29 protein-coding genes and 2 pseudogenes are annotated in these 26,748 nt (G+C 70.4%); 17 read left to right on the top strand and 14 right to left on the bottom strand.

All coding sequences use genetic code 11. From position 1 onward, the window contains the following. Window positions 1-338: 338 nt before the first annotated feature. From Q0967_RS17080 to Q0967_RS17070, 3 genes are all read left to right on the top strand, one after another. Window positions 339-1,958 carry a ParB N-terminal domain-containing protein gene (locus Q0967_RS17080; protein WP_299451244.1) on the top strand — a complete coding sequence of 540 codons (1,620 nt, stop codon included), beginning with the start codon at window positions 339-341 and terminating at the stop codon, window positions 1,956-1,958. Between the two features lie 139 nt (window positions 1,959-2,097). Next, window positions 2,098-3,111 carry a DUF932 domain-containing protein gene (locus Q0967_RS17075; protein WP_299451243.1) on the top strand — a complete coding sequence of 338 codons (1,014 nt, stop codon included), beginning with the start codon at window positions 2,098-2,100 and terminating at the stop codon, window positions 3,109-3,111. 114 nt (window positions 3,112-3,225) lie between these two features. After that, complete coding sequence (locus tag Q0967_RS17070; protein ID WP_299451241.1) at window positions 3,226-3,558, top strand: hypothetical protein; 333 nt, start codon at window positions 3,226-3,228, stop codon at window positions 3,556-3,558. On the opposite strand, the gene Q0967_RS17065 is transcribed toward Q0967_RS17070, so the two are convergent. Further along, window positions 3,531-4,025: a hypothetical protein gene (locus Q0967_RS17065; protein WP_299451240.1), complete on the bottom strand. Its 495-nt coding sequence runs from the start codon at window positions 4,023-4,025 to the stop codon at window positions 3,531-3,533. The two genes, Q0967_RS17070 and Q0967_RS17065, sit on opposite strands and share 28 nt — an antisense overlap. Before the next feature lie 21 nt (window positions 4,026-4,046). Next, the gene (locus Q0967_RS17060) at window positions 4,047-4,448 is read right to left on the bottom strand and encodes a hypothetical protein (RefSeq protein WP_299451239.1); all 402 of its coding nucleotides are present in this window, start codon (window positions 4,446-4,448) and stop codon (window positions 4,047-4,049) included. 357 nt (window positions 4,449-4,805) lie between these two features. Here Q0967_RS17060 and Q0967_RS17055 point away from each other — a divergent pair, with 357 nt between their 5' ends. The 4 genes from Q0967_RS17055 (at window position 4,806) to Q0967_RS17040 (ending at window position 7,782) form a co-directional block, all read left to right on the top strand. Continuing rightward, on the top strand, window positions 4,806-5,921 hold the full coding sequence (locus Q0967_RS17055; protein WP_299451237.1) for a tyrosine-type recombinase/integrase: 1,116 nt from the start codon (window positions 4,806-4,808) through the stop codon (window positions 5,919-5,921). Next, window positions 5,918-6,253 (top strand): helix-turn-helix transcriptional regulator, encoded by a 336-nt coding sequence (locus Q0967_RS17050; protein ID WP_075818527.1) that lies wholly within the window; start codon window positions 5,918-5,920, stop codon window positions 6,251-6,253. Before Q0967_RS17055 ends, Q0967_RS17050 begins: the two co-directional genes overlap by 4 nt. After that, window positions 6,250-6,525 (top strand): hypothetical protein, encoded by a 276-nt coding sequence (locus Q0967_RS17045; protein WP_075818529.1) that lies wholly within the window; start codon window positions 6,250-6,252, stop codon window positions 6,523-6,525. The genes Q0967_RS17050 and Q0967_RS17045 overlap by 4 nt, the downstream gene beginning before the upstream one ends. A 774-nt stretch (window positions 6,526-7,299) precedes the next feature. Next, complete coding sequence (locus Q0967_RS17040; protein WP_075818531.1) at window positions 7,300-7,782, top strand: hypothetical protein; 483 nt, start codon at window positions 7,300-7,302, stop codon at window positions 7,780-7,782. A gap of 32 nt (window positions 7,783-7,814) precedes the next feature. Here Q0967_RS17040 and lnt read toward each other — a convergent pair whose 3' ends face one another. The 8 genes from lnt to Q0967_RS17000 all read right to left on the bottom strand — a co-directional run bounded on the left by lnt (window position 7,815) and on the right by Q0967_RS17000 (window position 15,330). After that, window positions 7,815-9,416 (bottom strand): apolipoprotein N-acyltransferase, encoded by a 1,602-nt coding sequence (lnt, locus tag Q0967_RS17035; RefSeq protein ID WP_075818533.1) that lies wholly within the window; start codon window positions 9,414-9,416, stop codon window positions 7,815-7,817. Next, window positions 9,409-10,323 (bottom strand): cation diffusion facilitator family transporter, encoded by a 915-nt coding sequence (locus Q0967_RS17030; RefSeq protein ID WP_298891520.1) that lies wholly within the window; start codon window positions 10,321-10,323, stop codon window positions 9,409-9,411. The genes lnt and Q0967_RS17030 overlap by 8 nt, the downstream gene beginning before the upstream one ends. After that, entirely contained in the window at window positions 10,320-12,314 is a 1,995-nt protein-coding gene (locus Q0967_RS17025) for a cation-translocating P-type ATPase (protein ID WP_298891518.1), read from the bottom strand. The genes Q0967_RS17030 and Q0967_RS17025 overlap by 4 nt, the downstream gene beginning before the upstream one ends. Beyond that, the gene (locus Q0967_RS17020) at window positions 12,311-12,739 is read right to left on the bottom strand and encodes a helix-turn-helix transcriptional regulator (protein ID WP_299451233.1); all 429 of its coding nucleotides are present in this window, start codon (window positions 12,737-12,739) and stop codon (window positions 12,311-12,313) included. The genes Q0967_RS17025 and Q0967_RS17020 overlap by 4 nt, the downstream gene beginning before the upstream one ends. 55 nt (window positions 12,740-12,794) lie before the next feature. Continuing rightward, the gene (locus Q0967_RS17015) at window positions 12,795-13,412 is read right to left on the bottom strand and encodes a vitamin K epoxide reductase family protein (RefSeq protein ID WP_006593160.1); all 618 of its coding nucleotides are present in this window, start codon (window positions 13,410-13,412) and stop codon (window positions 12,795-12,797) included. Beyond that, a complete protein-coding gene (locus Q0967_RS17010; protein ID WP_006593161.1) occupies window positions 13,393-14,052 on the bottom strand; it encodes a thioredoxin domain-containing protein in 660 nt (219 codons plus the stop codon). Before Q0967_RS17010 ends, Q0967_RS17015 begins: the two co-directional genes overlap by 20 nt. Window positions 14,053-14,204: 152 nt before the next feature. Further along, a complete protein-coding gene (locus tag Q0967_RS17005; protein WP_075818543.1) occupies window positions 14,205-14,759 on the bottom strand; it encodes a cadmium resistance transporter in 555 nt (184 codons plus the stop codon). Window positions 14,760-14,850: 91 nt separating this feature from the next. After that, entirely contained in the window at window positions 14,851-15,330 is a 480-nt protein-coding gene (locus Q0967_RS17000) for a signal peptidase II (RefSeq protein WP_006593163.1), read from the bottom strand. 503 nt (window positions 15,331-15,833) lie between these two features. Between Q0967_RS17000 and Q0967_RS16995 the strand changes: the two genes are divergently transcribed. The 4 genes from Q0967_RS16995 to ccsB are packed head-to-tail and all read left to right on the top strand — an operon-like array spanning window position 15,834 to window position 19,858. Further along, a complete protein-coding gene (locus Q0967_RS16995; protein ID WP_006593164.1) occupies window positions 15,834-16,430 on the top strand; it encodes a TlpA disulfide reductase family protein in 597 nt (198 codons plus the stop codon). Then, window positions 16,427-17,173, top strand: a complete 747-nt coding sequence (locus Q0967_RS16990; RefSeq protein ID WP_006593165.1) for a cytochrome c biogenesis CcdA family protein — start codon at window positions 16,427-16,429, stop codon at window positions 17,171-17,173. Before Q0967_RS16995 ends, Q0967_RS16990 begins: the two co-directional genes overlap by 4 nt. A gap of 1 nt (window position 17,174) precedes the next feature. After that, on the top strand, window positions 17,175-18,824 hold the full coding sequence (locus Q0967_RS16985; protein WP_006593166.1) for a cytochrome c biogenesis protein ResB: 1,650 nt from the start codon (window positions 17,175-17,177) through the stop codon (window positions 18,822-18,824). Then, window positions 18,821-19,858, top strand: a complete 1,038-nt coding sequence (ccsB, locus tag Q0967_RS16980) for a c-type cytochrome biogenesis protein CcsB (RefSeq protein WP_006593167.1) — start codon at window positions 18,821-18,823, stop codon at window positions 19,856-19,858. The genes Q0967_RS16985 and ccsB overlap by 4 nt, the downstream gene beginning before the upstream one ends. Window positions 19,859-20,066: 208 nt before the next feature. Here ccsB and Q0967_RS16975 read toward each other — a convergent pair whose 3' ends face one another. Beyond that, complete coding sequence (locus Q0967_RS16975; protein ID WP_075957313.1) at window positions 20,067-20,624, bottom strand: isoprenylcysteine carboxylmethyltransferase family protein; 558 nt, start codon at window positions 20,622-20,624, stop codon at window positions 20,067-20,069. 66 nt (window positions 20,625-20,690) lie between these two features. Next, window positions 20,691-21,308, bottom strand: a complete 618-nt coding sequence (locus tag Q0967_RS16970; protein WP_187345494.1) for a class I SAM-dependent methyltransferase — start codon at window positions 21,306-21,308, stop codon at window positions 20,691-20,693. Window positions 21,309-21,444: 136 nt separating this feature from the next. Here Q0967_RS16970 and Q0967_RS16965 point away from each other — a divergent pair, with 136 nt between their 5' ends. Together Q0967_RS16965 and Q0967_RS17470 are read left to right on the top strand one after the other, a co-directional pair. After that, complete coding sequence (locus Q0967_RS16965; RefSeq protein ID WP_237770022.1) at window positions 21,445-22,011, top strand: FAD-dependent oxidoreductase; 567 nt, start codon at window positions 21,445-21,447, stop codon at window positions 22,009-22,011. Window positions 22,012-22,056: 45 nt separating this feature from the next. Further along, entirely contained in the window at window positions 22,057-22,242 is a 186-nt protein-coding gene (locus tag Q0967_RS17470) for a hypothetical protein (RefSeq protein WP_366942474.1), read from the top strand. Here the strand turns inward: Q0967_RS17470 and Q0967_RS16955 are convergent. Continuing rightward, window positions 22,217-22,546, bottom strand: a pseudogene (locus Q0967_RS16955) (transposase); the annotation flags it as partial. The gene Q0967_RS17470 and the pseudogene Q0967_RS16955 overlap by 26 nt on opposite strands. 165 nt (window positions 22,547-22,711) lie before the next feature. Between Q0967_RS16955 and Q0967_RS16950 the strand changes: the two are divergent. Genes Q0967_RS16950 through Q0967_RS16935 form a run of 4 tightly spaced genes read left to right on the top strand, consistent with a single transcriptional unit; the run spans window position 22,712 to window position 25,906 of the window. After that, window positions 22,712-23,917 (top strand): tyrosine-type recombinase/integrase, encoded by a 1,206-nt coding sequence (locus Q0967_RS16950; protein WP_298891504.1) that lies wholly within the window; start codon window positions 22,712-22,714, stop codon window positions 23,915-23,917. Then, window positions 23,914-24,870 (top strand): tyrosine-type recombinase/integrase, encoded by a 957-nt coding sequence (locus tag Q0967_RS16945; RefSeq protein ID WP_298891501.1) that lies wholly within the window; start codon window positions 23,914-23,916, stop codon window positions 24,868-24,870. The genes Q0967_RS16950 and Q0967_RS16945 overlap by 4 nt, the downstream gene beginning before the upstream one ends. Next, a complete protein-coding gene (locus Q0967_RS16940) occupies window positions 24,867-25,076 on the top strand; it encodes a hypothetical protein (protein WP_298753035.1) in 210 nt (69 codons plus the stop codon). Before Q0967_RS16945 ends, Q0967_RS16940 begins: the two co-directional genes overlap by 4 nt. Continuing rightward, window positions 25,028-25,906, top strand: a complete 879-nt coding sequence (locus Q0967_RS16935) for a tyrosine-type recombinase/integrase (protein ID WP_202817424.1) — start codon at window positions 25,028-25,030, stop codon at window positions 25,904-25,906. Before Q0967_RS16940 ends, Q0967_RS16935 begins: the two co-directional genes overlap by 49 nt. An 89-nt stretch (window positions 25,907-25,995) precedes the next feature. On the opposite strand, the pseudogene Q0967_RS16930 reads toward Q0967_RS16935, so the two are convergent. Further along, window positions 25,996-26,670, bottom strand: a pseudogene (locus tag Q0967_RS16930) (DDE-type integrase/transposase/recombinase); the annotation flags it as partial. Between the last annotated feature and the right edge of the window lie 78 nt (window positions 26,671-26,748).

The following is a 26,748-nucleotide window of genomic DNA, read 5'->3' as shown; positions in this document are numbered from 1 at the left end:
TGCACCTGCGCCAGGCCGACCCGTGCTCACCCAACTTTCCCGAGCCCGAAAACCTGCCAAGAACTTGACACGGGACACTAACACCCTCCCGGGTGCATTGACGGTCGGTGGGTGCGCCCCCTCATGTTCGTCACCCTCCCTCTGAGGGTATCCGCCTGGAGGTGGCGAAGTGGGCGGCTGGTGCGTCGGGGCGCGTCGAGCCTGGCGTCGCGTTTCCGCAGGTCAGAGCGGGTTTGGTCGGCTGTCCACAGATTCTCTAGGACGGCCCTGCCGGGGCGTGTCGGTTGGCAGTGTGGGTGGTGCAGGAACACCTGTCATCCGAGGGGAAGGAACCCGACATGAGCACCACCACCAGCACCGACACCACCACCATCACCGAGGCCGCCGAGGCCGACGTCCGGGGGTGGGAGGCCGGGAGGGTCTACGAGGTCGACCCGGCCGCCTTGGTGATCGGCACGAACGTGCGCACCGACACCCGCGAGTCCAAGGAGTTCTCCGCGTCGGTGAAGGCCCGGGGGGTGATCGAGCCGATCACCGCGTGGGCCGACCAGGACGGTTCCCTGGTCGTGGAGCGGGGCCAGCGCCGCGCCCTCACCGCCGCGAGGGTCGGGACCCCGTCCGGGACGGTCCCGGTGCGGGTGATCGAGCGCCCCGGTGAGACGGACCGGATCACCGATCAGTTGACCGAGAACATCCACCGGGAGGGCATGCACGCGACCGAGGAGCACGAGGCGATCGAGCAGCTCGCGCTGCTCGGGGTGTCCGCCGCGCAGATCGCCAAGCGCACCGCGATCAAGCGGGGCACCGTGGACACGGTCCTGAGCGTCGCCGGGTCGGCCACCGCGAAGGAGCGGATGACCGGGGAGGGTCTGACCCTGGAGCAGGCCGCCGCCGTCGCGGAGTTCGAGGACGAGCCGTGGGCGATGGCCACGCTGGAGCCTCACCTACGGTTCGGTGGGTACGGCATCACCCACGTGGTGCAGCGGCTGCGGGACGCCCGCGCCGAGCGCGACCTGGTCCAGGCCGAGGCCGAGCGGCTGCGCCAGGACGAGGGCCTGCCCGCCCTCGACGTGGTGGACTACCCGGCCCGGTGGCGCGACCTGGCCCTGTGCGACCTGGTCCGCGCCGAGGACGGGCAGCCCGTCGCGGAGCAGGACTGGCCCGGGGTGCCTGGTGCCGCCGTCGCGGTCAGCCTCGACTGGGACTACCCCGACACCGACGACCACACGCAGAGCGAGGACGACGGCGGGGCCGACCTCGAGGACGACGACGCCGAGGACCTCGACGCCAGGGAGGACGAGCGGCAGGCGGTGCAGGTGTTGGTGCCGGTGTGGATCTGCACCGACCCGCAAGCGGCCGGGCTGGTCACCCCGTGGGACTACCGCCTGTCCCAGCGACAGGACTCTGGCACCGGGACCGGCGGTGGCCCGGTGGATGAGGCCGCGCAGGCGGAGGCGAAGCGGGCGCAGCGCCGACTGGTGCGGGAGAACAACACCGCGTGGCGATCGGCAGAGACGGTGCGCCGTCAGTGGCTGGCCCAGTTCGTCACCCGCAAGACCCCGCCCAAGGGCGCGGAGGACCTGATCTGCCACGCGGTGCTGACCGGGCCGCACTGGCTGAAGCAGGCGTTCGAGTCCTCCCATCCCCGGCTGCGGAGCATGCTGCGCCCGACCGAGGACGGCGCCCCCCTGGTGTCCTATCTCGGCGGGCACGCCCAGGCCCGCGAGTTGGCCGACGAACCGGCCAGCGCCAAGGCCGCGACGATGCGGGCCCTCGCCGCGATCCTCACCGCCTGGGAGGACAAGACCGACGTGCACACCTGGCGCGTCCCCGACGAGTGGGACCGCCGGGTCATGGCCGCCCTGACCGGGTGGGGCTACGAGGCCTGCGACGTCGAGCAGCTGCTCACCGTCACCACCGACGAGGGTGAGGACCCCGCCGAGGACGGCACCGCCTGAGCCGTCCACACCCCGGGTCCACCGGGCGGGGTCGTCCACAGATCGGGGCGACCCCGCCCGTTGCGGTCCCGGATTGAGAAGACTCAGAAGTGAGCGGGAAGGCCACCAGGGCCACCGCCACCACAGGGGAGGACCCACCATGTCGCACCAGATCGAGACCCACGATGACCAGGCCGCAGCCATCTTTGCCCACAAGGACGCCTGGCACCGCCTGGGCACCACCGTGCGGGGGATGGCGTTCACCGCGCAGGACGCGATGACCCTGGGCCACCTCGGCGGCTGGCGGGTCCGCAAGGCCCCGGTCACCACAACCGAGGTCACCGACGACGGCGTCCACGTCATCGAGGTCCCCGGCAAGCAGGCCACCATCCGCACCAACCCGTTCACCGGCACCCCCGAGGCGTTGGGCGTCGTCGGCGAAGGCTATGTGCCGATCCAGAACGAGGAGCACTGCGAGTTCCTGAACCTGCTGGCCGACGAGGGCGGCGCGGTCTTCGACACCGCCGGGTCGCTGCGCGGGGGACGGCAGGTCTTCGTCACCATGCGCCTGCCCCGCACCATGAAGGTCGGCGGCGTCGACGACGTCGACGTCAACATCGCCGCCCTCAACAGCCACGACGGGTCGTCCGCGTTCCGGGTCATGGTCACCCCGATCCGGGTCGTCTGCGCCAACACCCAGCGCGCCGCGCTGCGCCGCAACCACGGCATGATCTCGATCAGGCACACCACCAACGCCAAGGCGATGGTCGCCCAGGCCCGGCAGGCGCTCGGGCTGACGTTTGAGTACGTCGAGGACTTCGAGGCCCAGGCCGAGCAGCTGGTCAACACGACCATGACCGAGGCCGGGTTCATCGACCTGTCCCGGGCCGTCTTCGGCACCCCACCGGCCAGGGCGTCGAAGCGGACCGCCACCACCGCCAAGAAGCGGGAACAGGCCCTGCTCGCCCTGTGGTCCGACGCCGTCACCCAGGCCACCGTGCGCGGCACCGCCTGGGCCGGCTACCAGGCCGTGGTCGAGTACGTCGACCACCACGCCCCGGTCCGGTCCACCGACCGGCCCGCCGACCAGGCCCGAGCCGAGCGGCTCCTGACCACCAGCGGCCCGAACCAGGCCAAGGACGCCGCCTGGGCGTTCGCCACCGCCACCCTCTGAGGCCGCACCCCAGACCGCAGGCCCCGGCCCGGTATCCCTCCCCTCGAACCGGGCCGGGGCCTGCACCCACCACCACGCACACTCGACCTCCCTCACCCGGCAGAGAGGGACACCGTGAGCACCGCCACCAGCCACCAGCCCGTCCCGGCAGCGGGGTACGTCTACACCGGCAGCGTGGCCGACCTGCATGGCCAGCCCGTGCCCACCGCCATCATCGACCGGTGCACCTGCCAGCACTGCCCCACCGACCCGTTCACCTGCCCCACCTGCAGCAGCAGCAACGGCGGCCACGTCGAGTACCTGTGGAACGAGTGCCCGCACCCCTCGCCGCCGCCCCGGTACACGGCCTGGACCACCCACCCGGGCGGGCACCCGGTGCGCCTGGTCCACGTCCGCGCCACGTCACTGACCCCGGCCTCTCACCACAACAACAGCTGCTCCCCGTAGAGCGCCCGCAACCGGGCCAGGTCAGCAGCCACCAGGGCAGGGTCCTGCCGCGCCAGGTCCCGCAACTCCCGCGCCCGACGCCGCGCCCCCCGGGGGTCGCCCAACGGCGATCCCGCCAGGTCCCGACGGGCCACCCACTCCCGCCGGTTCTCCTCATACGAGGAGGCCACCACGTGGCCGGGGTGCACCCGCTGGCACAGCGGGTTGTCACACCGGTGCCCCAGCACCCGGACCTGGTCCAGAGCGTCCAGCCCGTGGGCCAGGCCGAAGGCGAACCGGTGCGCGATGACCACCCGGTCGGGCGCGTAGTAGAACCTGCCGTGCCCGCGCCCGCTGATCGCGCCGGTCCACCACCGGCACCCCGACCCCGGAACCTCGACCACCTTGGCCTGCCACCGGGCCACCGTCCCGCCGTCGGCCAGCGCGGCACCCAGGGCAGCCAGTCCCGCACCCTCCAACCGCGCCATCACCCCATGATGCCCGCGCCGTCAGGCACCGGCCCGTGCGCGGGCGCTCTCACCGCAGCGTCCTGCCCCGGCCGGCTCCTGACCCTGGGCCTGCTCTCCCTTCTCGCTCTGGTCCTGGGCGAGTTGACGCAACCGGGCCGCCTCCCGCGCCTCCAGGCCAGCCCCGCACCACCGGAGCGCCTCCCCGACCGTCAGTCCCTCGACTTCCACCATCGACCGCAGCGCCTTCCCTGCCCGCACCTCAGCCGCCCGGATGCGCTCATCCCTGGCCCGCACCAGGATGTCCCGCTGCGCCAGTTCCTCGGCCACCGTCACCCCCAGGTCGCCCAACCGCTTCTCCCGCTCCCTGCGCTCCGCCGCCAAGCGCTGCTGACCCTCCCGAGCCGCACGCCGAGCCTTCTGCCGCGCCGTCTGCTTACCCATCCCAATCACCGGACCTTCCCGACCATCGACGAAACCGACACCTGTCACCACCCACAAGCCCAGCCACCACCCCGGACAGCATCTCCACTTCCCCGACCGCCACCAACGAGCACGTCCACCTGCCGCACCACCGCAGACCCCTGACCACCGCGCTCAACCGCTCCGAGTCCCACACACCTCTTGCATTGCCGGTGGAAGCGAGCATTATCGCGTCAGAAGTCACACCCGCCGGGTGGTCTGCGGATTAGTAGGGACTCCGACGTCCCCACGCGTGTCCGTTGACCAGGGACGCCCAACTAGGTGTAACGTCAGGAGCAACAATATGGCTTCTGCGGCAACGACGGATCGGCGGTCCTGATGGTCGGTATACCCGGCTCGGCGGGGCTCGTCCTGGTCGCCGGGGTGGCTCATCTGAACGAGGAGAGCGCCGTTTTCGAGGCGATGCTGACCGGGTGGGGTCGTCAGCAGGCCTCCCGGCTGCTGGGTGAGAAGACCATCAGCGACCGGGTCCGGCTGGTCCGTCGGTTCACCGAGTTCGCCGAGTCCTACCCGTGGTCGTGGGGCCCTGGGGACGTGGAGGACTTCACGGTATCCCTGGCCAGCGGGGACGGTCGTCGGTCACCCTCGACGATCCGCGGGTACCACCTGGCGCTGCGGATGTTCTGCGATTACCTCACCGACGCCCGGTACGAGTGGCCCCGCCAGTGTCGCGACCGGTTCGGCTCGGTGCCCTCGCAGGTGTGCCACGAGTGGAACACGGTGGCGCACCTGAACGAGTACGAGGGCCGCCCGGCACGGCGTCCGCTCACCTACGGGGAGTTGCAGGATCTCTTCGACCACCTGGACGCCCAGGTCGAACGGGCCGCGTCCTCGGGCCGCAAGGGAGCGTTGAGCGCGTTGCGGGACGCGCAGGTCTTCAAGACCGCCTATGCGTTCGGCCTGCGCCGCAACGAGCTGTGCCGCCTGGACGTGGCCGACCTGCGCCCCAACCCGCACGTGCCCAGGTGGGGAACGTACGGCTCGGTGCACGTCCGCTACGGCAAGGCCGTTCGCGGCGGTACCCCGCGCCGCCGCACGGTCCTGGCGGTGCCCGAGTTCGACTGGGCCATCGAAGGGATGAGGCAGTGGGTCGAGCAGGCCCGTCCGCTGTTCGGCGTGCCTGGACATCCAGCCCTGTGGGTGACCGAGCGGCTCTCACGGGTCTCGTTGCGCCACTTCGACGCCCGTTTCGCGACGGTCCGCCACCAGGCGGGCCTGGACCCGGCGTTGTCGCTGCACTGCCTGCGCCACTCCTACGTGACTCACCTGGTCGAGTTCGGCTACCCCGAACGGTTCGTCCAGGAGCAGGTCGGGCACGCCTACGCCTCGACCACCGCGATCTACGCCTCGGTCAGCAACGACTTCAAGGACAAGACGCTCAAGGCCGCGCTGGCCCGCGTCTACGCACCCACCGATGAGGAGGACCAGGGATGACCGTCCGCACCGTGATGGGGTGGAACCTGCGCCAGGTGATGGCCACCCACGGCATGTACCAGACCTCCGAGCTCGTCCCGCTGCTGGCCGAGCGCGGGGTCCACCTGTCCCGAGAGCACGTCTACCGGCTGGTGGCCCGCACCCCGCAACGGCTGAACATGGACGTCCTGGCGGCCCTGTGCGACATCCTGGACTGCGAACCCAACGACCTGCTGGTCCCCACCGTCGTCGAGGACCAACCCGCCAAGACCGGGACCGGGGACAGCGGTCCGGGCATCGGTGACCTGCGCCCGATCCGGGCCCGGGTCCGCCGCCCGCCCGAGGGCCGGTGAGCCCACGGGCGCGGCTGCCGCGCCAGGACTGCGCGCACTGCGGGCGACACGACCGGTGCACCCGGATCGTCCTGGAGGAGGCGGTCTGCCAGCGCTGCACCCTGCGCTTCGCCCGGACCGCCCAACCCTGCCCCGGTTGCGCCAACATCAGGGTGCTGGCCTTCTACGACACCGCACGCCGGCCGGCGTGCGCGCCCTGCACCGGCAACGAGGCCGTCTACGCCTGCACCGCCTGCGGGAGGGAGGACTCCCCGTGGGGCCGGCTGTTGTAGGTTCTCGGGCGACCTGTCGGGCGCGCAGCCCACTGACCTGCGCAGCGACATCTTGGTGAGACTCCGGCTGTCTCAACAACTTGTCGGAATCTCGGCCCTGATCTGCAGACCAGGCTGGCTGGGGGTCGGCAGCATCGGTTCGTGGGCGGCTAGCGGGGGGCGCTCCCCGCATCTTCCTCGATCACCATCCCGAGTCGATAGAGAGCGTTGCGGCTCGCGAGCAGTTGCCCGAGCCGGATGATGGGGGTCGTAGCAGCCGCTGCGACCTGCCCCAGACCACGCTGCCGAGGACGAGGTCCACCTGAGTCCCGCCAGCGATCGGGGTGACGGTGACGCGAAACCACCGTCCCGGTCCGGAACGGGACGAGCGCAAGACTTCCCGACAGACTGCTATTTCTCCTGCCACAACACGTGGCCCGCGGTCTCATCGGCGGTCGGCTCCAGCGCGCGGAACCGGCGCACGTAAATGCCCTGCAGCCTGCCCTCAGTGCGGTTGCCCTTGCGCATCGTGCCGATAGCCCGGGCCCTCGTCGGGCTGCAGATGTGGTGTCCGGAACGCCGGTGACCGGCGAGCCTGTCCAACTCGGCTCAGCGGCCAACTGGTGAAGCACCGGTCGCCTACAACTGGCCATTGACACCTACCGTGTGCTTGCAGGTTGCCGCTGTACCTGCGGTGCCCCGGTTCTGGTTGCCCCGCCGAGGCGTGGTTCATCCGTCGCCCGGGGCCGCGGAGTCGCGGGGACCGGGTCGTTGCAGTCTTCGGAGAGGTATCGCATGTCCCGTGCTGAGCCAGCCGAGTTCGTGGTGGACCGGCAGGTCTGGACCAGCTATCGACCCTTCCTGGACCTCGGGTCCGTGGGGGTCGTGCTGGGTGGGTTGCTCGCTGCCGTCACAGGGCCTCTGGCGCTGCCCATGGGGTCATGGGCAGCTGCCTACCTCGTGCTAGTGGTCGGGGTCGGCCAGATCGTTCTTGCTGGCGGTCAGGCGTTCGTGGGCGGGTCGGACCTGGCGTCGTGGCGAGTCTGGTCCGAGGTCATGGCGTGGAACCTCGGTAGCGGCATCGTTCTTGTCGGTGGTATGCCCGGGATCCCCGTGGTGGTCGCCGTTGGGGGGCTGGTGCTGCTGGCGGCCCTCGTACTCTTCGCGACCGCGGTGCGTGGCGGGGGAGCAGCCGTGGGCCTGTATCGCTTCTTCACGCTCTTCCTCGCGGCGAGCGTGGCCGTCGGGGTCGGACTCTCTGCCGTACGCCACGGATAAGCCGCCCCCGGCGTGATGGCCCCCACCTTGGATCAGGCGCCTGTGTGGGCCCCGGGTGATCCACGGCGAGGCAGCCGTCGCCGTGGTTGCCAGAAGAGCCCAACGGCGACGACGAGGGCGGCGGCGGGTACGACCCAGGGGCCGGTGTGGACGGCGAGGGTCTGCTCGGTGCGCACCGGCAGCTGCCCCAGCAGGGTCGCCTGGGTGTACGGGTCGCTGCGTTGGTGAACGACTCCGTCCGGGGTGATGAGTCCGGAGACACCGACGTTGCTGACGTGCGCGACGGAGCGGCCGTACTCGACCGCCCGGACCCGGGAGATGGCCAGATGCTGCGCGGACTGGTCTCCGTCGCCGAACCAGGCGTTGCTGGTGGGGACCACGAGCAGCTGCGCGCCGCCGGTGACGAGGTCGCGCACTGCCCGGTCCACGACGATCTCGAAGCAGATGGCCAGTCCCAGGTCCACGGGCCGGCCGTCGGCAAGCGGCACCGGCACCACGCCGGGGCGGTCGCCGGCGCTGAGGTCGACGATCCGGTCCACCCACGGGCTGAGGTGCCTCAGGAGCGGGCGCAGCGGCATGACCTCACCGAAGGGCGCCAGATAGATCTTGCTGTACGTCTGGTCGAGCCCTAGCCCGGGCAGGTAGCTGAACACCATGTTGGCGGGTGGCCCGGCACCGCCCTGTCGGGACAGGCCACCGAGCACCAGCGGGGCGCCGACGGCTTCCACTGCCGCCATGATCTGGTCGGTGGCCGCCTGGCCGACCCGCGGGTCCAGCGGGTCCAGGTCGGTGGCGCCCTCGGGCCACACGACCAGGTCCGGAGCCGCAGCCTGGCCGGCGTCGACACGGGCCGCTAGCTCGTGGGTGCGGTCGGCATACCGGTTGAGCATCGTCCCCGGCTCGGCGGTCAGGGTCCGGGTGTACCCCTCGGGGATGTCTCCCTGGAGCGCGGCCACGCGCACCGGCTCTCCCCCGGTCGGGCGGGGAACCAGCACCGGCCCGACCACCAGGACAGCGGCAGCAACCAGCGCTCCGGTGGCCCTGCCCAGGTGCGTGCGCCCAGGTGCGAGGAACCGCTGCACGGCCACGGCGAGCAGACCACCGGTCAAGGCGAGGAGGAAGCCGAATCCCGGGACTGCCAGGAGGCTGACGGCGCCGAGCATCGGTGAGTCCGCCTGGCTGAAGCCCAGCCGTGCCCAGGGAAAGCCGCCGAACGGTGTTACCGAGCGGGCCCACTCCATCAGTACCCACGCCGCGGCACCGACGACGGGGCGGACCGCGCCCGTGCGCTGCAGCAGCGTCAGCAGCACGCCGAGGGCGGCCGGGTAGAAGGCGGAGGCCACGCTCATGGCAAGCCAGGCCGGAGCGCCGGCGTAGGTGCCGGCCCAGGTGAACATCGGCGTGAACCAGGCCAGTCCCAGCAGCAACCCGGACAGCGCGCCGGCCCACCAGGACGCCCCTGCGGTGGCCAGCGCGAGCGCGGCGCACCCGACGATCGCCAGCCACCACACGTCGTGCCCCGGGAACGCCAGCCACAGGGCGGCACCGCCCAGCAGACCGAGCAGCATGCGTGCCGCGAGCACCAGCAGGAAGTATCCATGGCCCGTCCGGACCGGACGGGCCAGCCTATGCATGGGCGGCGTGCTCGCGTTCGGCGTGGTGCGGGGGTTCGAGCTGGATGGTGGAGTGCTCGATGCTGACGGTGAAGTGGGCGGCGACGCAGTCCTGGAGCTGGGCGAGCATCTCGGCGGCGTGACCGTCGGCGAAGCACTCGTCGTCGAGGACGACGTGGGCGGTCAGCACGGGCAGTCCGGTGGCGATGGTGGAGGCGTGCAGGTCGTGCACGTCCTGAACGTGCGGGACGGCGAGCAGGTGGGCACGGACGTCGTCCAGGTCCAGACCCTTGGGGGTCGACTCCAGCAGGATGTGGCCGGCCTCGCGCAGGATGGCGATCGCCCGGGGCACGATGAGGGCGGCGATGACCATGCCGGCGATCGCGTCGATGCGGACCCACCCGGTGGTCGCGATGACGATGGCGCTGATGATGACGGCCACGGACCCGAGGGCGTCGTTGACGACCTCGAGGAAGGCGGCGCGCATGTTCAGGTTCGCGGCCCTACCGGTGCTGAGGACCAGCATCGAGGCGATGTTGCCGGCCAGGCCGACGATGCCGAAGAGGAGCAGGCCGGTGGAGCTGACCTCGTGCGGTTCGTAGAGCCGCCGTACGCCCTCGACGAAGGCGTAGATCCCGACCCCGAGGAGCACGGTCGCCTGGGCGCCGGCGGCGAGGACCTCTGCACGGCGGAACCCCCAGGTGCGGGCCGGGGTGGGTGGGCGCAGCGCCAGTGACGCGGCGACCAGTGCCATGGCCAGCCCGGCGGCGTCGGTGAGCATGTGCCCCGCGTCGACCAGCAGCGCCAGTGAGCCGGTCCACAGGGCCCCGATCACCTCGGCGACCAGGATGGTCGCGGTGATCGCGAACGCGACCGCCAGCCGGCCCCTGTGGCTGGTCCCGACGCCGTGGTCGTGACCGGCGCTCATGCAGTCGCTCCTTCCAGACGGGCGGGATCCGCCGGGGAGGCGGTCAGGGTGGGCAGCTGCCGGGTGCGTCCGGCGCGGACGCCGTTGGCGATGACCAGGACCTCGGCCAGCTCGTGGACCAGCACCACGGCTGCCAGGCCAAGCACACCGAACAGGGCCAACGGGATGAGGACCGCGATCAGGACCAGGGACAGCACGACGTTCTGCAGCATGATCGTCCGGGTGCGGCGGGCGTGGTCGAACGCGAACGGCAGCAGCCGCAGGTCATCGCCCATTAGGGCCACGTCGGCGGTCTCGATCGCCACGTCGGTGCCCATGGCGCCCATCGCCACGCCGACGTCCGCGGTCGCCAGCGCTGGTGCGTCGTTGACGCCGTCGCCGACCATCGCGATCGCGCCGCGGCCGCGCAACCCGGTGACCACTTTCGACTTGTCCTCCGGGCGCAGGTCGGCGTGCACCTGCTCGATCCCGGCCTGGTCCGCCAGGGCAGCGGCCGTGACGTGGTTGTCGCCGGTGAGCATGGCCACGGTATAGCCGTGGTCGCGGAAGCGGGCGATGACCTCGGCCGCCTCCGGCCGCAGCTCGTCCCGGACGGCGATCGCGCCGACCGGTTGACCGTTGACCTCGACCACGACCGCGGTCGCCCCCGCCCGCTGCATACTGATGACGTCCCCGGACAGGGTGCCCGGGTCGACCCAGTCGGGCTTGCCCAGCCGGACCCGGGCACCGTCCACGGTCCCGACCAGCCCGGCGCCGACCACCGCGTCGACGTCCTGCGCGGCAGGCGCCCGGTCGGCGGCGGCCAGGATCGCTGCGGCGAGCGGGTGCTCGCTGCGGGCCTCCAGCGCGGCCGCCCAGGCCAGCACCTGCTCCCGGTCGGTCCCGGCGCTGGTGGCGACGTCGACCACGGCCGGCCGGTTGCGGGTCAGGGTGCCGGTCTTGTCCAGGGCGACGGTGCGCACCCTGCCCAAGGTCTCCATGGCGGCGCCACCCTTGACCAGGATCCCGCGGCGGCTGGCGGCCCCGATCGAGGCGACGCTGGTGACCGGCACCGAGATCGCCAGCGCGCAGGGAGAGGCGGCGACGACCATCACCAGGGCCCGGTGCACCCACACCGACGGGTCGCCCAGGAGCGCGCCGAGAAGGGCCGTCAGGCCTGCGGCGACCAGGATGCCCGGCACCAGCGGGCGGGCGATCCGGTCGGCCAGTCGCTGGGTGGCGCCGCGGCGGGACTGCTCGGCCTCCACGACGTGCACGATCCGGGCCAGCGAGTTGTCCTGCGCGGTGGAGGTGACCTCCACCTCCAGGGCGCCGGTGCCGTTGATCGACCCGGCGAAGACGTCCTTGCCCGGCCCGGTCTCCACCGGCATGGATTCACCCGTGATGGCCGAGGTGTCCAGGGCGCTTCGACCGGTCCGCACGGTCCCGTCGGTCGCCAGCCGCTCCCCGGGCCGCACCACCATCACGTCGCCGATGACCAGCTGTGCCGGGTCCACCACGAGCTCCCGGCCGTCGCGGAGCACGCTCGCCTCCTTGGGCACCAGGTCCAACAGCGCCCGCAGGCCGTGCCGGGTGCGGGCCAGGGAGTACTCCTCCAGGCCCTCGCTCAGGGAGAACAGGAACGCCAGCGCAGCAGCCTCCTCGACCTGCCCCAGCAGGGTCGCCCCGACCGCGCCGATCGTCATCAGCAGACCCACGCCGAGCTTGCCGCGCGCCAGACGGCGCAGCGCACCCGGCACGAACGTGGAGCCACCCACGAGCAGCGCCGCCGCGGCGAGCACAAGCTCGACGGTCTCCCATCCCCCGAGCCCGGCGAGGAACCCGGCCAGCAGCAGCGCACCGGAGGCCAGACCCAGCTGCACCTCCCGCACCTGCCACAGCCGGGTCGCCGGCTCCTCGACCTCTCCTGCTCGAGCTGGTGGGGCGACGGGAGCCTCGCATCCGCACGCGTCCACCGCCACCTCCCGCTGCGGCGTCTGCGGCCCGCTCACGCCCCCGCCTCCTGCCCGGCGTGGGGGCGCAGCTGCTCGGGGGCCGGGTTCCCCGCGGTCCCCGCGCCGTAGTTCGGGCACAGCGCGACCGCATACCCCGACGTCGCGAGCAGGCGCTCCGCCGCGTCCAGCACGTCCAGCAGCTCCGGAGCACTGGTCAGCGAGAACATCGAGGCCCGGCCCTCCGGGCGCGAGACCACCAGGCCGCAGTCTCGCAGGCAGGCCAGGTGCGCACTGACCGTGGACTGCGCCAGCCCCAGGTGCTCCGTGAGGTCGCGCACCTTGTGCTCCCCCAGCGTCAGGTGCTGCAGGATCGCCAACCGTGACCGGTCTGACAGACCGTGGAACAGCGCGGCCGCCGCGTCGAGCCCTTCAGCTCGGGTGCCGTCGCCTGGCGCGGGTGCGCTCTGTGATGTCATCGTCATGCGCCGATCATAGCCGGATGCCGGCCGTCCCGGCGCCTGAGCCGCGGCAAGCGTCCTAGGCGAGGGTGATCCAGTAGTCCCAGAACCGGACGGCGATCAGAGCCGCGACCACCAGGCACCATGTCGTGACGATCGTGACGGCGTAGTCTCCGACCCACCGTGGAAGCGCCCCGGCGCGGGACCACCGGGCCAGTACCGCGACGAACGCGGCCACGGTGACGACCCAGACCACCATGCAGTACGGGCACAGCGCACCGATGCGGTGGACGCTCTGGAAGATGAGCCAGTGCACGAACACCGTGCCCAGCGCCGTACCCGCGGTCAGGCCGATCCAGTACCAGGACGGCAGCCGGGCGCCGCTGATGATCGTGACGGCGACGGTGACCAGGGCGGCGAAGCCGGCCACGCCCAGGATCGGGTTGGGGAACCCGAACAGCTCCGCCTGGGGGGTGCTCATCACCGACCCGCAGCTCAGCAGCGGGCTGATGCTGCAGCTGGGCACGTAGCTCGGGTCGGCGACCAGCCGGATCTTCTCCACCAGCAGCACGAACGCCGCCGACAGACCGACCCAGCCGCACACGAGCAGGACCCACCCCACGGCCCTCCCGACCGGCGCGCCGGGCTCCTGGGAAGGAGCGGTGAGCGCGGCGGGCTCAGCGGTTGACGGCTGCATCGATCTGGGCGCGGAAGTCGCCCTCGGAGGTGGGCTGCAGCAGCTCACCGTCCAGGAAGAAGGTCGGGGTTCCCTGGACACCCAGTGCCATGCCGTCCTGCCGGTCCTGCTCCACGCGCTGCTGGGTGGCGGGGTCGGCGACGGCGGCGTCGTAGGCGGCCATGTCCAGCCCGAGGTCCTGGGCGAACTGCCGGAACAGCGGCGCCTTGGAGTCCTGCTGCTCGCCCCATTCGCTCTGCGTCTGGTACATCCGCGTGTACATGTCCTCGAACCGGCCCTGCTGGGCCGCCGCCTCGACCGCCACCGCCGCGTTCATCGCGTTGGCGTGGCTGGGGATCGGGAAGTACCGGACCACGAACGTCAGCTCCCCGGCGTACTCCTCGCGGATCTGCTCCACCAGCGGGTAGGCCGCCAGGCACGCCTCGCACTCGAAGTCCAGGAACTCCACCAGCACCGGCGCGCCCTCACCGGCGTCGGAGAGCACGTGGCTGTCCTCCCTCACGACCGGCACGGCCGAGCTCGTTCGCGCCGAGTCCGCGACACCGGTGCCGGACGGCGGGCGGGTCACGCCAACGGCGACGGCCACCACCGCAACGAAGACGGCGATCAGCAGGAGGGACAGGATCACGTTGCGCCGCACGGGCACTCCTTCATCAGGCGACACGGACGATCGGCCAGTCTGGCCGAGGATGCGGGAAGTCCCGACGCGGATCGTAGAGCCAGACCCTGAGAAGACTCTGGCCCGGTGCGACAATCGCCATTCGGACAGGGCAGGGACCGATGCGCCCCTACCTACAGGCCGAAGGCGCCACCTTCGACGAGGATCGCCACGCCGAGTCCGATCAGGACCAGAGGGAACAGGACGTGCTCCCAGCGTTCCAGGACCTCTGCGATGGGCCTACGGGTGGCGACGAACTTGGCGAGCAGGACAAGCACCATGACGAGGACGAGGAAGACGACGCAGTAGGCCACGACCGCGCCGGCGCCGACGGTGACGAAGACGGGGACGTAGACGCCGATGTTGTCACCGCCGTTGGCGAAGGTGACACCGGCGACCGTCAGGGCGCTGATCGTCTTGTCCGCGACCCGGTCGTCATCGTCTCCGTCGCCGCGCCAGACCTTCCATGCGGTCAGCAGGCCGAGCAGCAACGGGATGAGCCCGAAGTAGGCGATCGCCGACTCGGGCAGGAAGGTCACCGCGCCCAGGGAGACCAGTACCGAGGCGACGAGTATGCCGCCGAAGCCCAGGTACTGACCCACGACGATCTTCCTGGTCGTGCCGCGCAAGCCGGCGCCCCGGGCGAAGAAGAGTGACAGCACGATGATGTCGTCGATGTTGGTGGCCATGAACAGCCCGAAGGCCTGCAGGACTGAGGTGAGCACAGGGTGATGCCTTCGGTCGTGTGTGGTGGGTCAGGCGGGCGACGTGGCCACGCGGTCAGCCACTGGTGTCGGTCCCGGCCGGCTGCCGTGGTGAGCGCAGCTCGAGCAGCGCCAGCAAGACGACCCCGGTGACGATCGCGGTGTCAGCCAGGTTGAACGTGGGCCACCACCCGCTGTGCAGATAGTCGGTCACCACACCGTCAAGGGAGCGATCGATCCAGTTGCCGCACCCACCACCAAGAATCGCCGTCACTGCGGCGAGCCGCCAACAGTCCCACGTCGGAGCGGCCCGCCAGGCCACGACGGCGATCGCGACGATGACCAGGCCGGTGAGCGCGACGACCAGTGCGGCCGGCGCGTCAGCGCCGAGGGAGAACGCCACCCCCGGGTTGTGACTCAGCACGAGGTCGACCGGACCCAGGGCCAGCCCCGCCTCCAGCGCGCTCTCAGCCCACGCCTTGACCAACAGGTCCGTCACCGCCACCGCCGCGGCACCGGCCACCAGGACGGCGCGACGCGGTGCCAGTTTCGTCACGGACGCTGCTGTCCATCCCACACGACGCCCACCAGGGGTCGTTGACACCCGCTGGCGGGGATCGGCCGGGGCAGAACCGGACACGCCTGCTGCTCGAGGGCCACGCGCCGCAAGGCGGTTGGAGCGCCTCTGGTTGCCCCCAGCTCCTGGCGGGTCAGGCTGGGACCCACCGGGCGGGGTTAGAATCGACATGCGGCGATGGTAGCGAGTGACGCTGCTGTCAGCAAAGGGTAGAGTCGCACGGGCGGCCGTGTGGCCGGCTCGTCACCACCGTGGCGACCCTCAACCATCGCGTTCGGCAGGCAGAGTGGTAGCGGATGGAAGGTAAGCGGCATGGGCACCATAGGGCGACCCCGGGTGGAGCGAGGCGGTGGACGAGCAGGACGCCCCGACCCCCTCGAGCCGGCCAGCGGTCGACGGCCTCGCCGACAGACGATCTCGGTCGTGCGCCCGCGAGGCATGCTCGCAAACGGGGCACACGGCGACTTCGACGGGCTGCTCCGGTGACCCGCGGGCACCTCCTGGCCCTGCTCGCGGCCGTAGCAGTGGTCCTGGCCGGCTGCGGTGGCGAGGGCTCGACGATCAACGACCAGATGCGTCAGGGCGACCAGAAGGGATACGTCGCCGGTGACGGCACCATCCAGGTGCTGGCGCCGGAGGAGCGCGAGACCGTCATCACCCTGGAGGGGACGACCCTGGAAGACGAGGCGTGGTCCTCGCAGGACCACCTGGGCGAGGTCGTGGTGGTCAACGTGTGGGGGTCGTGGTGCGGGCCGTGCGTGGAGGAGGCGCCGGACCTGGAGGAGGTGGCCACCGAGTTCGCCGAGGCGGGTGAGCCGGTGCAGTTCATCGGGGTCAACAGCCGTGACTCGGTACCCAGCGCCCTGGCCTTCCAGCAGAAGTACGACGTGTCCTACCCCTCGCTCCAGGACGACGGCGGGCGCACCCGCGCCCAGCTGCAGGGGCTGGCCGTCGCGACGCCGACCACGATGGTCCTCGACGGACAGGGGCGCCTCGCCGCCCGGGTCAGCGGACCCGTGGAGGCGTCGACGCTGCGCGGCCTGGTCGAGGACGTGCTGAAGAGTGAGTCCGCCCGGTGAGCGAGGTCGTTCTCAGCGGGCCGCTGCTGCTGGCCGCCGCGATCGCCGCGCTGGCAGGTCTCGTCTCGTTCGCCTCGCCGTGCGTGCTACCGCTGGTCCCCGGCTATGTCGGTTACCTCTCGGGAATGGCGTCGCCCATGTCGGGCGCTCACGCGCCGGGGCGGTGGCGCCCGACGGTCGGGGCGCTGCTGTTCGTTATGGGTTTCTCGGCCGTCTTCATGGCGATGAGCGTGGTCATCTCCTCCCTGGGCATGGCCCTGGCGCAGCACCAGGGGCTGCTGCTGCGCCTGTCCGGCGCGGTCGTCCTCGGCCTCGGCCTGGTCATGCTGCTGCAGCCGACAGCATCAGTTTCGGTGCGATGGCGACCGGCCGCCGGGATCGCCGGGGCTCCGCTGCTCGGGGTCGCCTTTGGCCTGGGATTCAGCGCCTGCACCGGACCGGCGCTCGCCGCGATCCAGACGCTCGGCACCTCGATCCTCCCGGGGGACGACCAGGTGGGCCGCGCCCTGGTGCTGGGCACCGCATACAGCCTGGGACTGGGGGTGCCGTTCGTGCTCGCCGCCGCCGGGCTGGGCTGGGCCAGCCGCGCCTCGCGCTGGCTGCGCGACCACTACCTGCTCGTGCAGCGCGTCGGCGGCGGGCTGCTCGTCCTCCTCGGCCTGCTCATGATCGCCGGCATCTGGGCCGAGGCCATGGCGTGGGTCCAGACCCGACTGACCAGCAACTTCACCACGGTGATCTGACATGGCCAGCACGCGAACACCGGAACGGATCGAGCCGTCCTATCCCAAGGACCGCACCACCTTGGGCGGCCCCCGGCTCGGCGCACTGGGCTGGGCACGTTGGGCCTGGCGGCAGCTGACCAGCATGCGCACCGCCATCTACCTGCTTCTGCTGCTGGCGGCCGCGTCCTTCCCCGGCTCAATCTTCCCGCAACGTTCCGTGGACCCGGTGCAGGTGCGCACCTTCTTCGAGAACAACCCCGACCTGGCGCCCTGGCTGGACCGGTTGTTCCTCTTCGATGTGTTCTCCTCCCCGTGGTTCGCCTCGATCTATCTGCTGCTGGTGATCAGCCTGGTCGGTTGCATCATCCCGCGGATGCGCCAACACTGGCGTTCGATCCGAGCCCAGCCGCCGCCGGCACCCCGGCGCCTGGCCAGGCTGCACGCCCGCGCCGACGGAACCCTCACCGCCGAGGCACCCGAGGTACTGGCCGCAGCCCGGCAGTCGCTGAAGGCGAAGGGCTACCGGCTGCGCGAGGCCGAAGACGGCGATCTCTGGGTCACTGGCGAGAAGGGGTACCTGAAGGAGACCGGAAACCTGCTCTTCCATCTGGCTCTGCTGGGTGTGATCGTCGCCTTCGCCGCCGGTAACCTGTTCGGCTGGCGCGGGGAGATCATCATCCAGGAGGGGCAGTCGTGGACGGCCACTGCCGGCACCTTCGACACGCTCAACTTCAGCCCGCTGGCCGGTGAGGGGGACATTCCCACGTTCACCGTGGAGCTCAACAAACTCGACGTAGCCTTCGAGAGTCAGGCCGAAGGCGCCCAGTTCGGCCAACCCCGCAGGTTCGACGGGTTGGCCACCGTCGAGGTCCCCGGCCGGGAACCCGAGCAGCAGGAGTTCGCAGTCAACCACCCGATCTCCGTGGCCGGAGACTCCATCTTCCTGCTCGGCAACGGCTACGCCCCCATCGTGACCATCCGCGACCCCGACGGAGAAGTCCTCTACTCCGACGCGGTCACCTTCCTCCCACAGGACAACAACTACGCCAGCGAGGGCGCCATCAAGGTCACCGCGCGAGACCCCGGCCTCGGTCTGGTCGGCGGCTTCCTACCGACCCTGCGCATTGATCCCGAGCTGGGGATGACGTCCTCCTTCCCCGGCCTGGTCGACCCCGTGCTGGCACTGACGGCATTCGAGGGAAACCTGTTCCCCGACGGGCGCCCGCAGTCGGTCTTCAATATCGACACCGACCAGATGACCCAGCTCACCGACGAGGAGGGCAACCCCGTCGCGATGCTGATCCGCCCGGGCGAGTACTTCGAGCTACCCGACGGCACCACCGTGGAGTTCGACGGCATAATCCGCTGGGCCGGGCTACTGGTGCGGCACGACCCGGGCCGGATACCAGCCCTGGGCTTCGCGATCGCCACCACCGTCGGCCTGGCCCTGATGCTCGGTATCAAGCGACGCCGGATCTACGTACGGATCAACCCTGAACACCCCATCAATGGTCCGATGCAGACACTAGTGAGCATCGGTGGCCAGTCCAAGGGCAGCGACCCCGGACTCCAGGCCGTCGTCGACGACGTCCTGCTCCGGATCACCGGGACCACGGGTGGCCGGACCAATACTCCTAAAACCCACCATCGAGACAAGGACACGGTATGACCGACCCACAGCTGGCCCTGTCCAGCGACATCGCCATCTGGGCCAGCCTGGCCGTGCTCGCGCTGGCCCTCATCTCCTTCTCGGCACACCTGGCCGTCACCGGAACCGCCAGGGAACGCCACGATAAAATCAAGGCCCGCGAGAAGGTCCGCGTGGGTGTTGGCGCCGACGGTGAGCAGCCAGCAGACACAGTCGTTGACGACTGTGCCACTGGACTGACGGACTCGACCACGCCGACCACCGCCGCAGTCGAGCCACCAACAGTCAGTCATCCCGCCGAGGTCACCCGCCGCTGGGGCATCATCGGGGTCCAACTCACCTGGCTGGCGACCTTCGGAGTCGTCGGCGGCACGATCTTGCGTGGCCTGTCGGTACAACGCTGGCCGCTGGGCAACATGTACGAGTTCGCGATCGTCGCCGCATCCTTCGCCCTCATCGTCTACTCCACGTGGAGCCTGAAACGCGACCGGCTGTGGCTCGGTCCCTTCGTCGTGCTGCCAGTCATGGCCGTCCTTGGCGCTGGCAAGATCTGGTACACCGAGGCCTCCCAACTCATGCCCGCCCTGGACAACACGATGTGGCTGTCCATCCACGTCACCCTCGCCACGCTGTCCGTGGCGCTGTTCATCATCGGGGCCGCCCTCGGCGTCGCCTTCCTGCTCCGCGACTCAGCCGAGAAGAGAAACCGCATCCGGGGTTGGCTGGCCGGCCTGCCCCAGGCAGACAAACTGGAGACGATGACCTACGGGATCCACATCTTCGCCTTCCCGCTCTGGACGTTCACCCTCATCACCGGCGCGATCTGGGCCGAGGTGGCCTGGGGCCGCTACTGGGGCTGGGACCCTAAGGAAATCTGGACCTTCATCATCTGGGTCGTCTACGCCGCCTACCTGCACTCCCGCGCCACCAGCGGCTGGACCAAACGACACGCCACCTACGTGGCACTCCTCGGCATGCTCTGCATCATCCTGAACTACACCGTCGTCAACCTGCTCATCACCGGCCTGCACAGCTACTCGGGGGTGAGCACGTGACGCCTTCCGCTACACCGTGAATGCGGCTGATGAACGCCAGCAACCCCAAGAACGTCGACTCCGACCACTACCAGCAAGATCATGGCCGTCAAGTGACCGACGCCCGTGGCCAAGACGGACCCGACCTGAAACGCCATCCCGCAATCGCTGGCCTCCAGCGACGTCATGTCCCTGGGGCACCAGGGCCTAAAGCGTGGCTACCTGGAACTCAAGAAGTCGGACGCAGGCGTCCAATCCCGGGGACGAACCGCCCCACGCGGGCGGCATAGTCGGCATAGGCCCGCCCGTGCGTGGCCAGCAGGTGCGGCTCCTCGACGGCGCGGACCTGCATCTGGATGCCCGCATAGACCAGGACCAGGCCCGCCAAGGCAACAAGGCTCGGGGAGGCCAACGCGAGCCCGGTGAAGGTGATAAGAGCGGTGGTGAAGATCGGGTTGCGGACGAACGCGAAAGGCCCGGAGGTGACCAGCTCGGTGCGTTCTGTCGGGTCGACACCGATGCGCCAGGCGGTGCCCATGGCCAGCTGCGCAGCGTAGGTGCAGAAGATGCCTGACGCGGCCACCACGGCCGCTGCAGTGCGCAGGGCCGGCGAGCTCAGCGGTGACACCACCGGGTCGAGCCCGAGTAGGTCTGCGACCGGTGCGGCGACGCCGACCAGGAGAGAACCCGCACCGCTGATGCGATTGGCCCACCACTGCCGGGTGCCGCGCGCGGCGGCCGCGAAGCGGAATCCGCTGTCACCGGTGCGCCGCCGCTGGACGGCCATGCGACCCACCCCCGGCGAGCAAGGCCCACACGACGAACAGCGCCAGACCGAGGATCGTATGGCCGCTCACAGCGGACCTGGGCTCGCGGCCGCCGGCTTGACGGCGACGCCGAGGACGAAGTCACCGAAGAACCGCGTCACAGCAGGGACCGGCAGCGACAGACCCAGCTCCCCCAGCGCCTCGACGAACTCCTCGGCGCTGAACCGGTCGACCTTCGGGTGCTCGAGGAACGTGCGGTAGGACCAGCGCTGCAACGCGTGGCGGGTGACCTCTTCAAACACAAGCTGCCCGCCCGGGCGCAGCACCCGCACCGCCTCGGCCACCGCCTCGCGCCAGACCGGGACGTGGTGGACCACCGCGAAGTCCACGACGGCATCCACCGCCGCGTCGGCGACCGGCAGCGCGCGTGCGTCACCGACGCGCACATCGACCCGCGACCCGAACCGCGCCAAGCGCCGCCGGGCACGCTGGACCATCACCGGGTCCAGATCCACCGCTGTGACGTGCGCGGCGCCCCACCGCTGCAGCAGCAGCTCGGCACCGGCGCCGCGCCCACAACCGATCTCGACCACGCGCAGGCCGGCGATCCGGGCGCCCAGACGCTCCAACAGCGGCAGTTCGTACGAACGCTGCAGCCACGCCCGGGGTGGGCTGTCGACGAGCATCGTCTCGATCCGGTTCATCAGCACAGCTGCCCTCCCTGGGCCTCGGTCTTGCCTCGTTGCCGTTCATCCCGCATGGACGCTAGCATCGACCAATACCGATCATCGCTGCAAGTCCAAATCTACGTAGCCGGCCGACCTGACCTCGACCACCGCCATGGAGCAACAGGACCTGCCCACCACCTCCATGGTCGTGCTCGGTGGTGGGTACGTCGGCTTGGAGCAGGCCCAGCTCTGGGCACACCTGGGCGTCGACGTCACCCTCGTGGGCCGAGTGGCCCCCTACGCCGAACCCGAGGTCGCTGACGTGCTCCGCACCGCCTTCCAGGAGGAGGGCATCACGGTGCTCGAGGAATGCGGGCGGGAAGTAGCGCCTCACGCCGGAGGGGTCATCGTCACCACCGACAGCGGCGTTCAAGTCCATGGCCAGCGGTTGTTGATCGCCACCGGCCGCCGCGCCAGCACCAGCGGTCTGGGGCTGGAGGCCGCCGGGATCGGCACCGACGCACGCGGATTCATCCTCGTGGATGAGAACCTGCGCACGACCAACCACCGCGTGCACGCGGCCGGGGATGTCTCCGGTGCGCCGCAGTACGTTTACGTCGCCGCGAAGACTGGCCGAGTTGCCGCGGCCGGTGCGCTGGGTGAGCCCTCCACGGTGGACTACCGCGCGGCCTGCCGGGGGTCACCTTCACCACTCCGCAGATGGCCAGCGCCGGACTGACCGAAGCCCGCGCCCTCGAGCTCGGCCACGACTGCGACTTGCCGAATCCTGGGTGCACAGGACATTCCGCGCGCACTGGTCAGCGAGGACACTCGGGGGGTCCTCAAACTCGTCATCGACGCCCAGACCCGCAAGGTCCTGGGTGTGCACGCCGCACCTTACGGCGCCGGAGAGCTCATGAACCGCCCCAGGTTCTCTGCCGGTCCTATACGGGGTGCGGCTCTCGGTTGAGAGCAGCGTAGTGGGCTTGCTCGTACTCCGTGGGTGGGACGTTGCCCAGCGAGCTGTGGAGCCGGCGGGTGTTGTACCAGTCGACCCAGCCGGCGGTGGCGTACTCGACGTCGGCGATGCTCTTGTAGGGCCCGTCGTGGAAGACCGTGGTGCGGATGCACTCGGCCTTGTAGAGGCCGTTGACCGTCTCCATCAGCGCGTTGTCGTACGCGTCGCCGACGGATCCGATGGAGGGCCGGATCTCCTCCAGCGCGAGGTGCTCGGTCAGCCTCAGACTCGTATATTGCGACCCCGCGTCTGAGTTCAGCGGAATTCCGCTGAACTCAGATTATGCCGAGCAGTGCGTTAAGCCGAGGCCTGTGCGTCTGGCCTGCGTGTGAGGGGGTGGCCGGCTGGTTCCTCGGCTTAACGGCCGGGGGTCCGTGGCTAGCGTCCGCTGTGTTCGTGCAACCAGCGGAAGGAGACGGTCATGGGTGCGACGGTGGAGGAGCTCGGCGCGGTGGTCCTGGACGGGCTGCGCACGGCTGGCTACCAGGAGTCGACGGTCGGCCAGTACGAGAAGACGATCAGGGCACTGACCGGGTTCGTCGCGGCGCGCGGCGGCGTGTACACCCCTGCGCTGGGGGCCGCGTTCGCGAGGCTGACGGTCAGTCCCCGGACCGGGCGGTTCAGCGCTCAGCGCCGGTTGGACTACAACCGACTGGTCGCCCTGCTCGACACCTACGTCCTGACCGGACGGTTCGACCTGGCGACGCGGAAGCGCGGTGGTGGGGGGCCTCGACCAGCCTCGGAGCAGTTCGTGGCACTCGATGCCTCGTGGGAGCAGGACATGGCCGATCGGGGATTGGCCCCGGCCACGCGCGCGGCGTACGGGCGCATCGCCCGCGCCTACCTGGTGTTCCTGGAGGACCAGGGGGTCACCGGCCTGGACGGTGCCGACGGGGCCAGCGTGCTGGCGTTCCTGGAGTCGCTGACCGAGCGGTGGGCGAGGTCATCCTTGTTCTGGGTGGTGTCGAACTTCCGCCCGTTCCTGAAGTTCACCGGGCGCACCGACCTGGTGGACGCGGTAGGCCTGGCCGGCGTGAGGCGCTCCCACCGGATCCTTGCCGTCCTCGACGACGCCGACACCCAGCACGTCGTGCAGGCGTGCACCGGCCCGGCGGTGTCCGCCCGGGACGGCGCGCTGACGTTGCTGGCGCTGACTACAGGGTTGCGTGCCTGCGACATCGTCGCCCTGCGGCTGAGCGACATCGACTGGCGCGGCGCGACGGTGGGGATCGTGCAGCAGAAGACGAAGAACCCCCTGACCGTGCCGTTAGCAGCTCTGGTGCTGGCCAGGCTGGCGGACTACGTCCTTGACGAACGACCCGCCTCGGGCGACGATCACGTGTTCCTGCGGTCGGTGGCCCCGTACACCGGGCTGGCCGATCATGCCTCGATCTACCGGGTGATCGCACAGACGTTCCGCACGGCTGGCCTCGCCCAGGTCAAGGCCGGGACCTCGTTCCTGCGGCACAACGCCGCCTCCAAGCTGCTAGCCGCCAGCGTCCCCCTGCCTACGATCTCGGCGGTGCTGGGCCATGCCAGCCAGGAGTCGACGAGCACCTACCTGAGCCTGGATGCCGACCGCCTGCTCGAGTGCGTGCTGCCCGTGCCCGTCGGTGGACGATCATGAGCACCGGTCACGGCTTCACCAGCGTCTTCGCCGCACAGCTGGATGAGTATCTGGCGTTCAAGGAGGCCATGGGCTTCCACGGCGCCTCCCGGGTCTGGTACCTGCGGAAGTTCGACGCCTGGTGCGCCGAGCGCGGCCTCGACACGTTCGACCAGGTCACCGTCGAGGGCTGGGTGACCGACCGGCTGTCCCGCTGCGGGGCCTACCCATCCTGGATGTCCTACATCCGCGACTTCGGCCGCTGGCTGCAGGCTCACGGCCACACCGACGCCTACGTGCTCTCCGAACGGTGGAAGGCACCCTTCGTGCCGGCCCACCCCTACCTGCTCAGCACGGCCGAGATCGACGCGTTCTTCACCGCCGCGGCCCACCTTCGCGCCGCCTCCCCGTGGGCGTGGCAGGCGGTCGCGTTCTTCACGCTTATGCACTGCTGCGGGATCAGGACCGGGGAGGCCCGTGCCCTGGCCACCCAGGACGTCGACCTGACCCACGCTCGCGTCGACATCGTCTCGGCCAAGGGTGAGCGCAGCCGCCGGCTCCCGGTCACCGAGGACGTCGTGAAGGTGCTGCGGGCCTGCGACCACCTCTCCCGTCGTCGCTTCCCGGCACGGCCCACGTTCTTCATCTCCGCGGTCGGAACCCAGGTCAGCCCTGCCGCGGTCGGGGTGATCTTCAACCGGATCTGGGACCAGGCCGCCCTGGTCCGGCGTCCCGGCGGGAAGGCTCCCCGCCCGTACGACTTCAGGCACCACTTCGCCTACGCCAACATCGAGCGGTGGGCGGCCCAGGGCAAGGACGTGGCCGCGCTGCTGCCCTACCTGGCCGCCTACATGGGACACGCGACCTTCGAGTCCACCTACTACTACGTCCACACCTCCCCGGACTTCATGACCGCCTACGCCGACACGGTCTCCTCGGCCGCCTCGGTGCTGCCGGAGGTGGGGTTCGAATGAGACGCGACCCGGACACCGACGCCCCGAACTTCTGGGTCTTCGCCAGGGACTACCTGCACGCCTACATGCCCAGGGCCCGGCGGCTCTCACCCAGGACGGTCCAGGCCTACCGGATCAGCCTGGAGTGCCTCATCGGCTACCTGAGCGAGTCGAAGGCGTGGACCGTGAGGACGTCAGCTTCGACCACCTCGAACGGGCCCACCTGAAGGCGTGGCTGGCCTGGATGAGCGAGCAGAAGGGCTACGCGCCGAACACGACCGCGCTGCGGCTCAGCGCGGTCAAGGCGTTCCTGGCCTACAGCGCGGCCGAGGACATCACCCTGGTCGCGCTCCACCAGGGCGCCCAAGCCCTGCGAGCCCCGGCCAGCCCCAGGAGGCCGGTCGAGTACCTCACCGGTGATCAGACCAGGGCCGTGCTGGGCGCGTTCACCGGCAAGACCGTCAAGTCGCGCCGGAACCGGATGCTGCTGATCCTGCTCTACGAGACCGCCGCCCGCGTCAGCGAGATCACCGACCTGACCCTGGCCGACCTGAGCTTGGACAAGCCGGCCCACGTCAGGCTGACCGGCAAGCGGAACAAGACCCGCACCGTGCCGTTGGCCGACGTCACGACAGCGCACCTGGGCGTCTACCTGGCCGAGTTCCACCCCGACCAAGACCGACTCCCGGCCAGCAGGCCGGTGTTCTACAGCAACCACCGTGGGCAGCCGACCGCCCTGTCGGTCGACACCGTCGCCACCGTGCTGAAGACAGCCGCGAGCACCGCACGAGCCACCAGCCCCACCGTCCCGGCGAGCATCCACTGCCACATGCTGCGCAAGACCAAGGCGATGGACCTCTACCAACAAGGCATCCCGCTGCCGATCATCATGCGCCTGCTCGGCCACGAGAGCGCCTCGACGACATCGGCGTTCTACGCGTTCGCGACCCTGGACATGATGCGCCAGGCCGTCGACGCCGCCACCCCCGCGATCAGCACCCCACCCACACAGCCACTCACCCAGGAAAAGCTCCAAGCCCTCTACGACCTGCGGTAGCCCAGGTCGTTAAGCCGAGGAACCAGCCGGCCACCCCCTCACACGCAGGCCAGACGCACAGGCCTCGGCTTAACCCAGTCCTCGGCATAATCTGAGTGATGGATCAGCTCACCGGCGGGGGTGGGGTGGCCCTCGCGGTCGCGCTGCCACAGCGCCATCCGCAGCGGGATCATCACCAGGTCGGTGTGCTTGGTCGTCGCGGCGTGCCAGGCCACGATCCGCTGGGCGTAGACGTCGAGGATGAACGCGACGTAGGTGAACCCGGCCCACGTCCGCACGTACGTGAAGTCGGTGACCCAGACCCGGTTCGGCGCGCAGGCGGTGAAGTCGCGGTCGAGCAGGTCAGCGGCGCGGATGCCGTCCTTGGCCGGGATCGTGGTCCGGGTGCCCTTGTCGCGGCGCACCCCGACCAGGTCCAGCGTGCTCATCGCCCGGTCCACCGACCCCGCGCTGGCCTCGGGCAGGTCGGTGCGGCGCAGGTAGGCGGTCATCTTCCGCCGCCCGTAGAGGCCCTCCGGGGTCAGCTTGCGTCGCCCGTGCCGGTCGGTGGTCCAGGCGACCTGCCGCACGGCGGCGACGACGTGAGCGTCGGAGAGCGTCCGTGCCGCGACCACGCGGCCGGGCTGCCTCCAGCTGCGGTAGGTCCGCGCGGCGACCTGGCAGCCCTGCTCGCGCAGCACCCGACAGATCGACTCGACCGCGTGGCCCTGAGCCTTCATGGTGTCGATGAACCCCATGATCAGCGGTTGCGGGGGTCGAGTTCCCCGATGCTCCTATGTCAAGGCCGGCGTCTCAGGCGGCCTGCTGGATGTGGGTGGAGGCTGGGATCTGGTCGGCGCGCA

The organism is uncultured Serinicoccus sp. (assembly GCF_947500995.1).
In the GTDB taxonomy this organism is placed as follows: domain Bacteria; phylum Actinomycetota; class Actinomycetes; order Actinomycetales; family Dermatophilaceae; genus Ornithinicoccus.
Note: the sequence above shows the minus strand (reverse complement) of the source record. Positions and strands in the feature narration are given on the sequence as shown.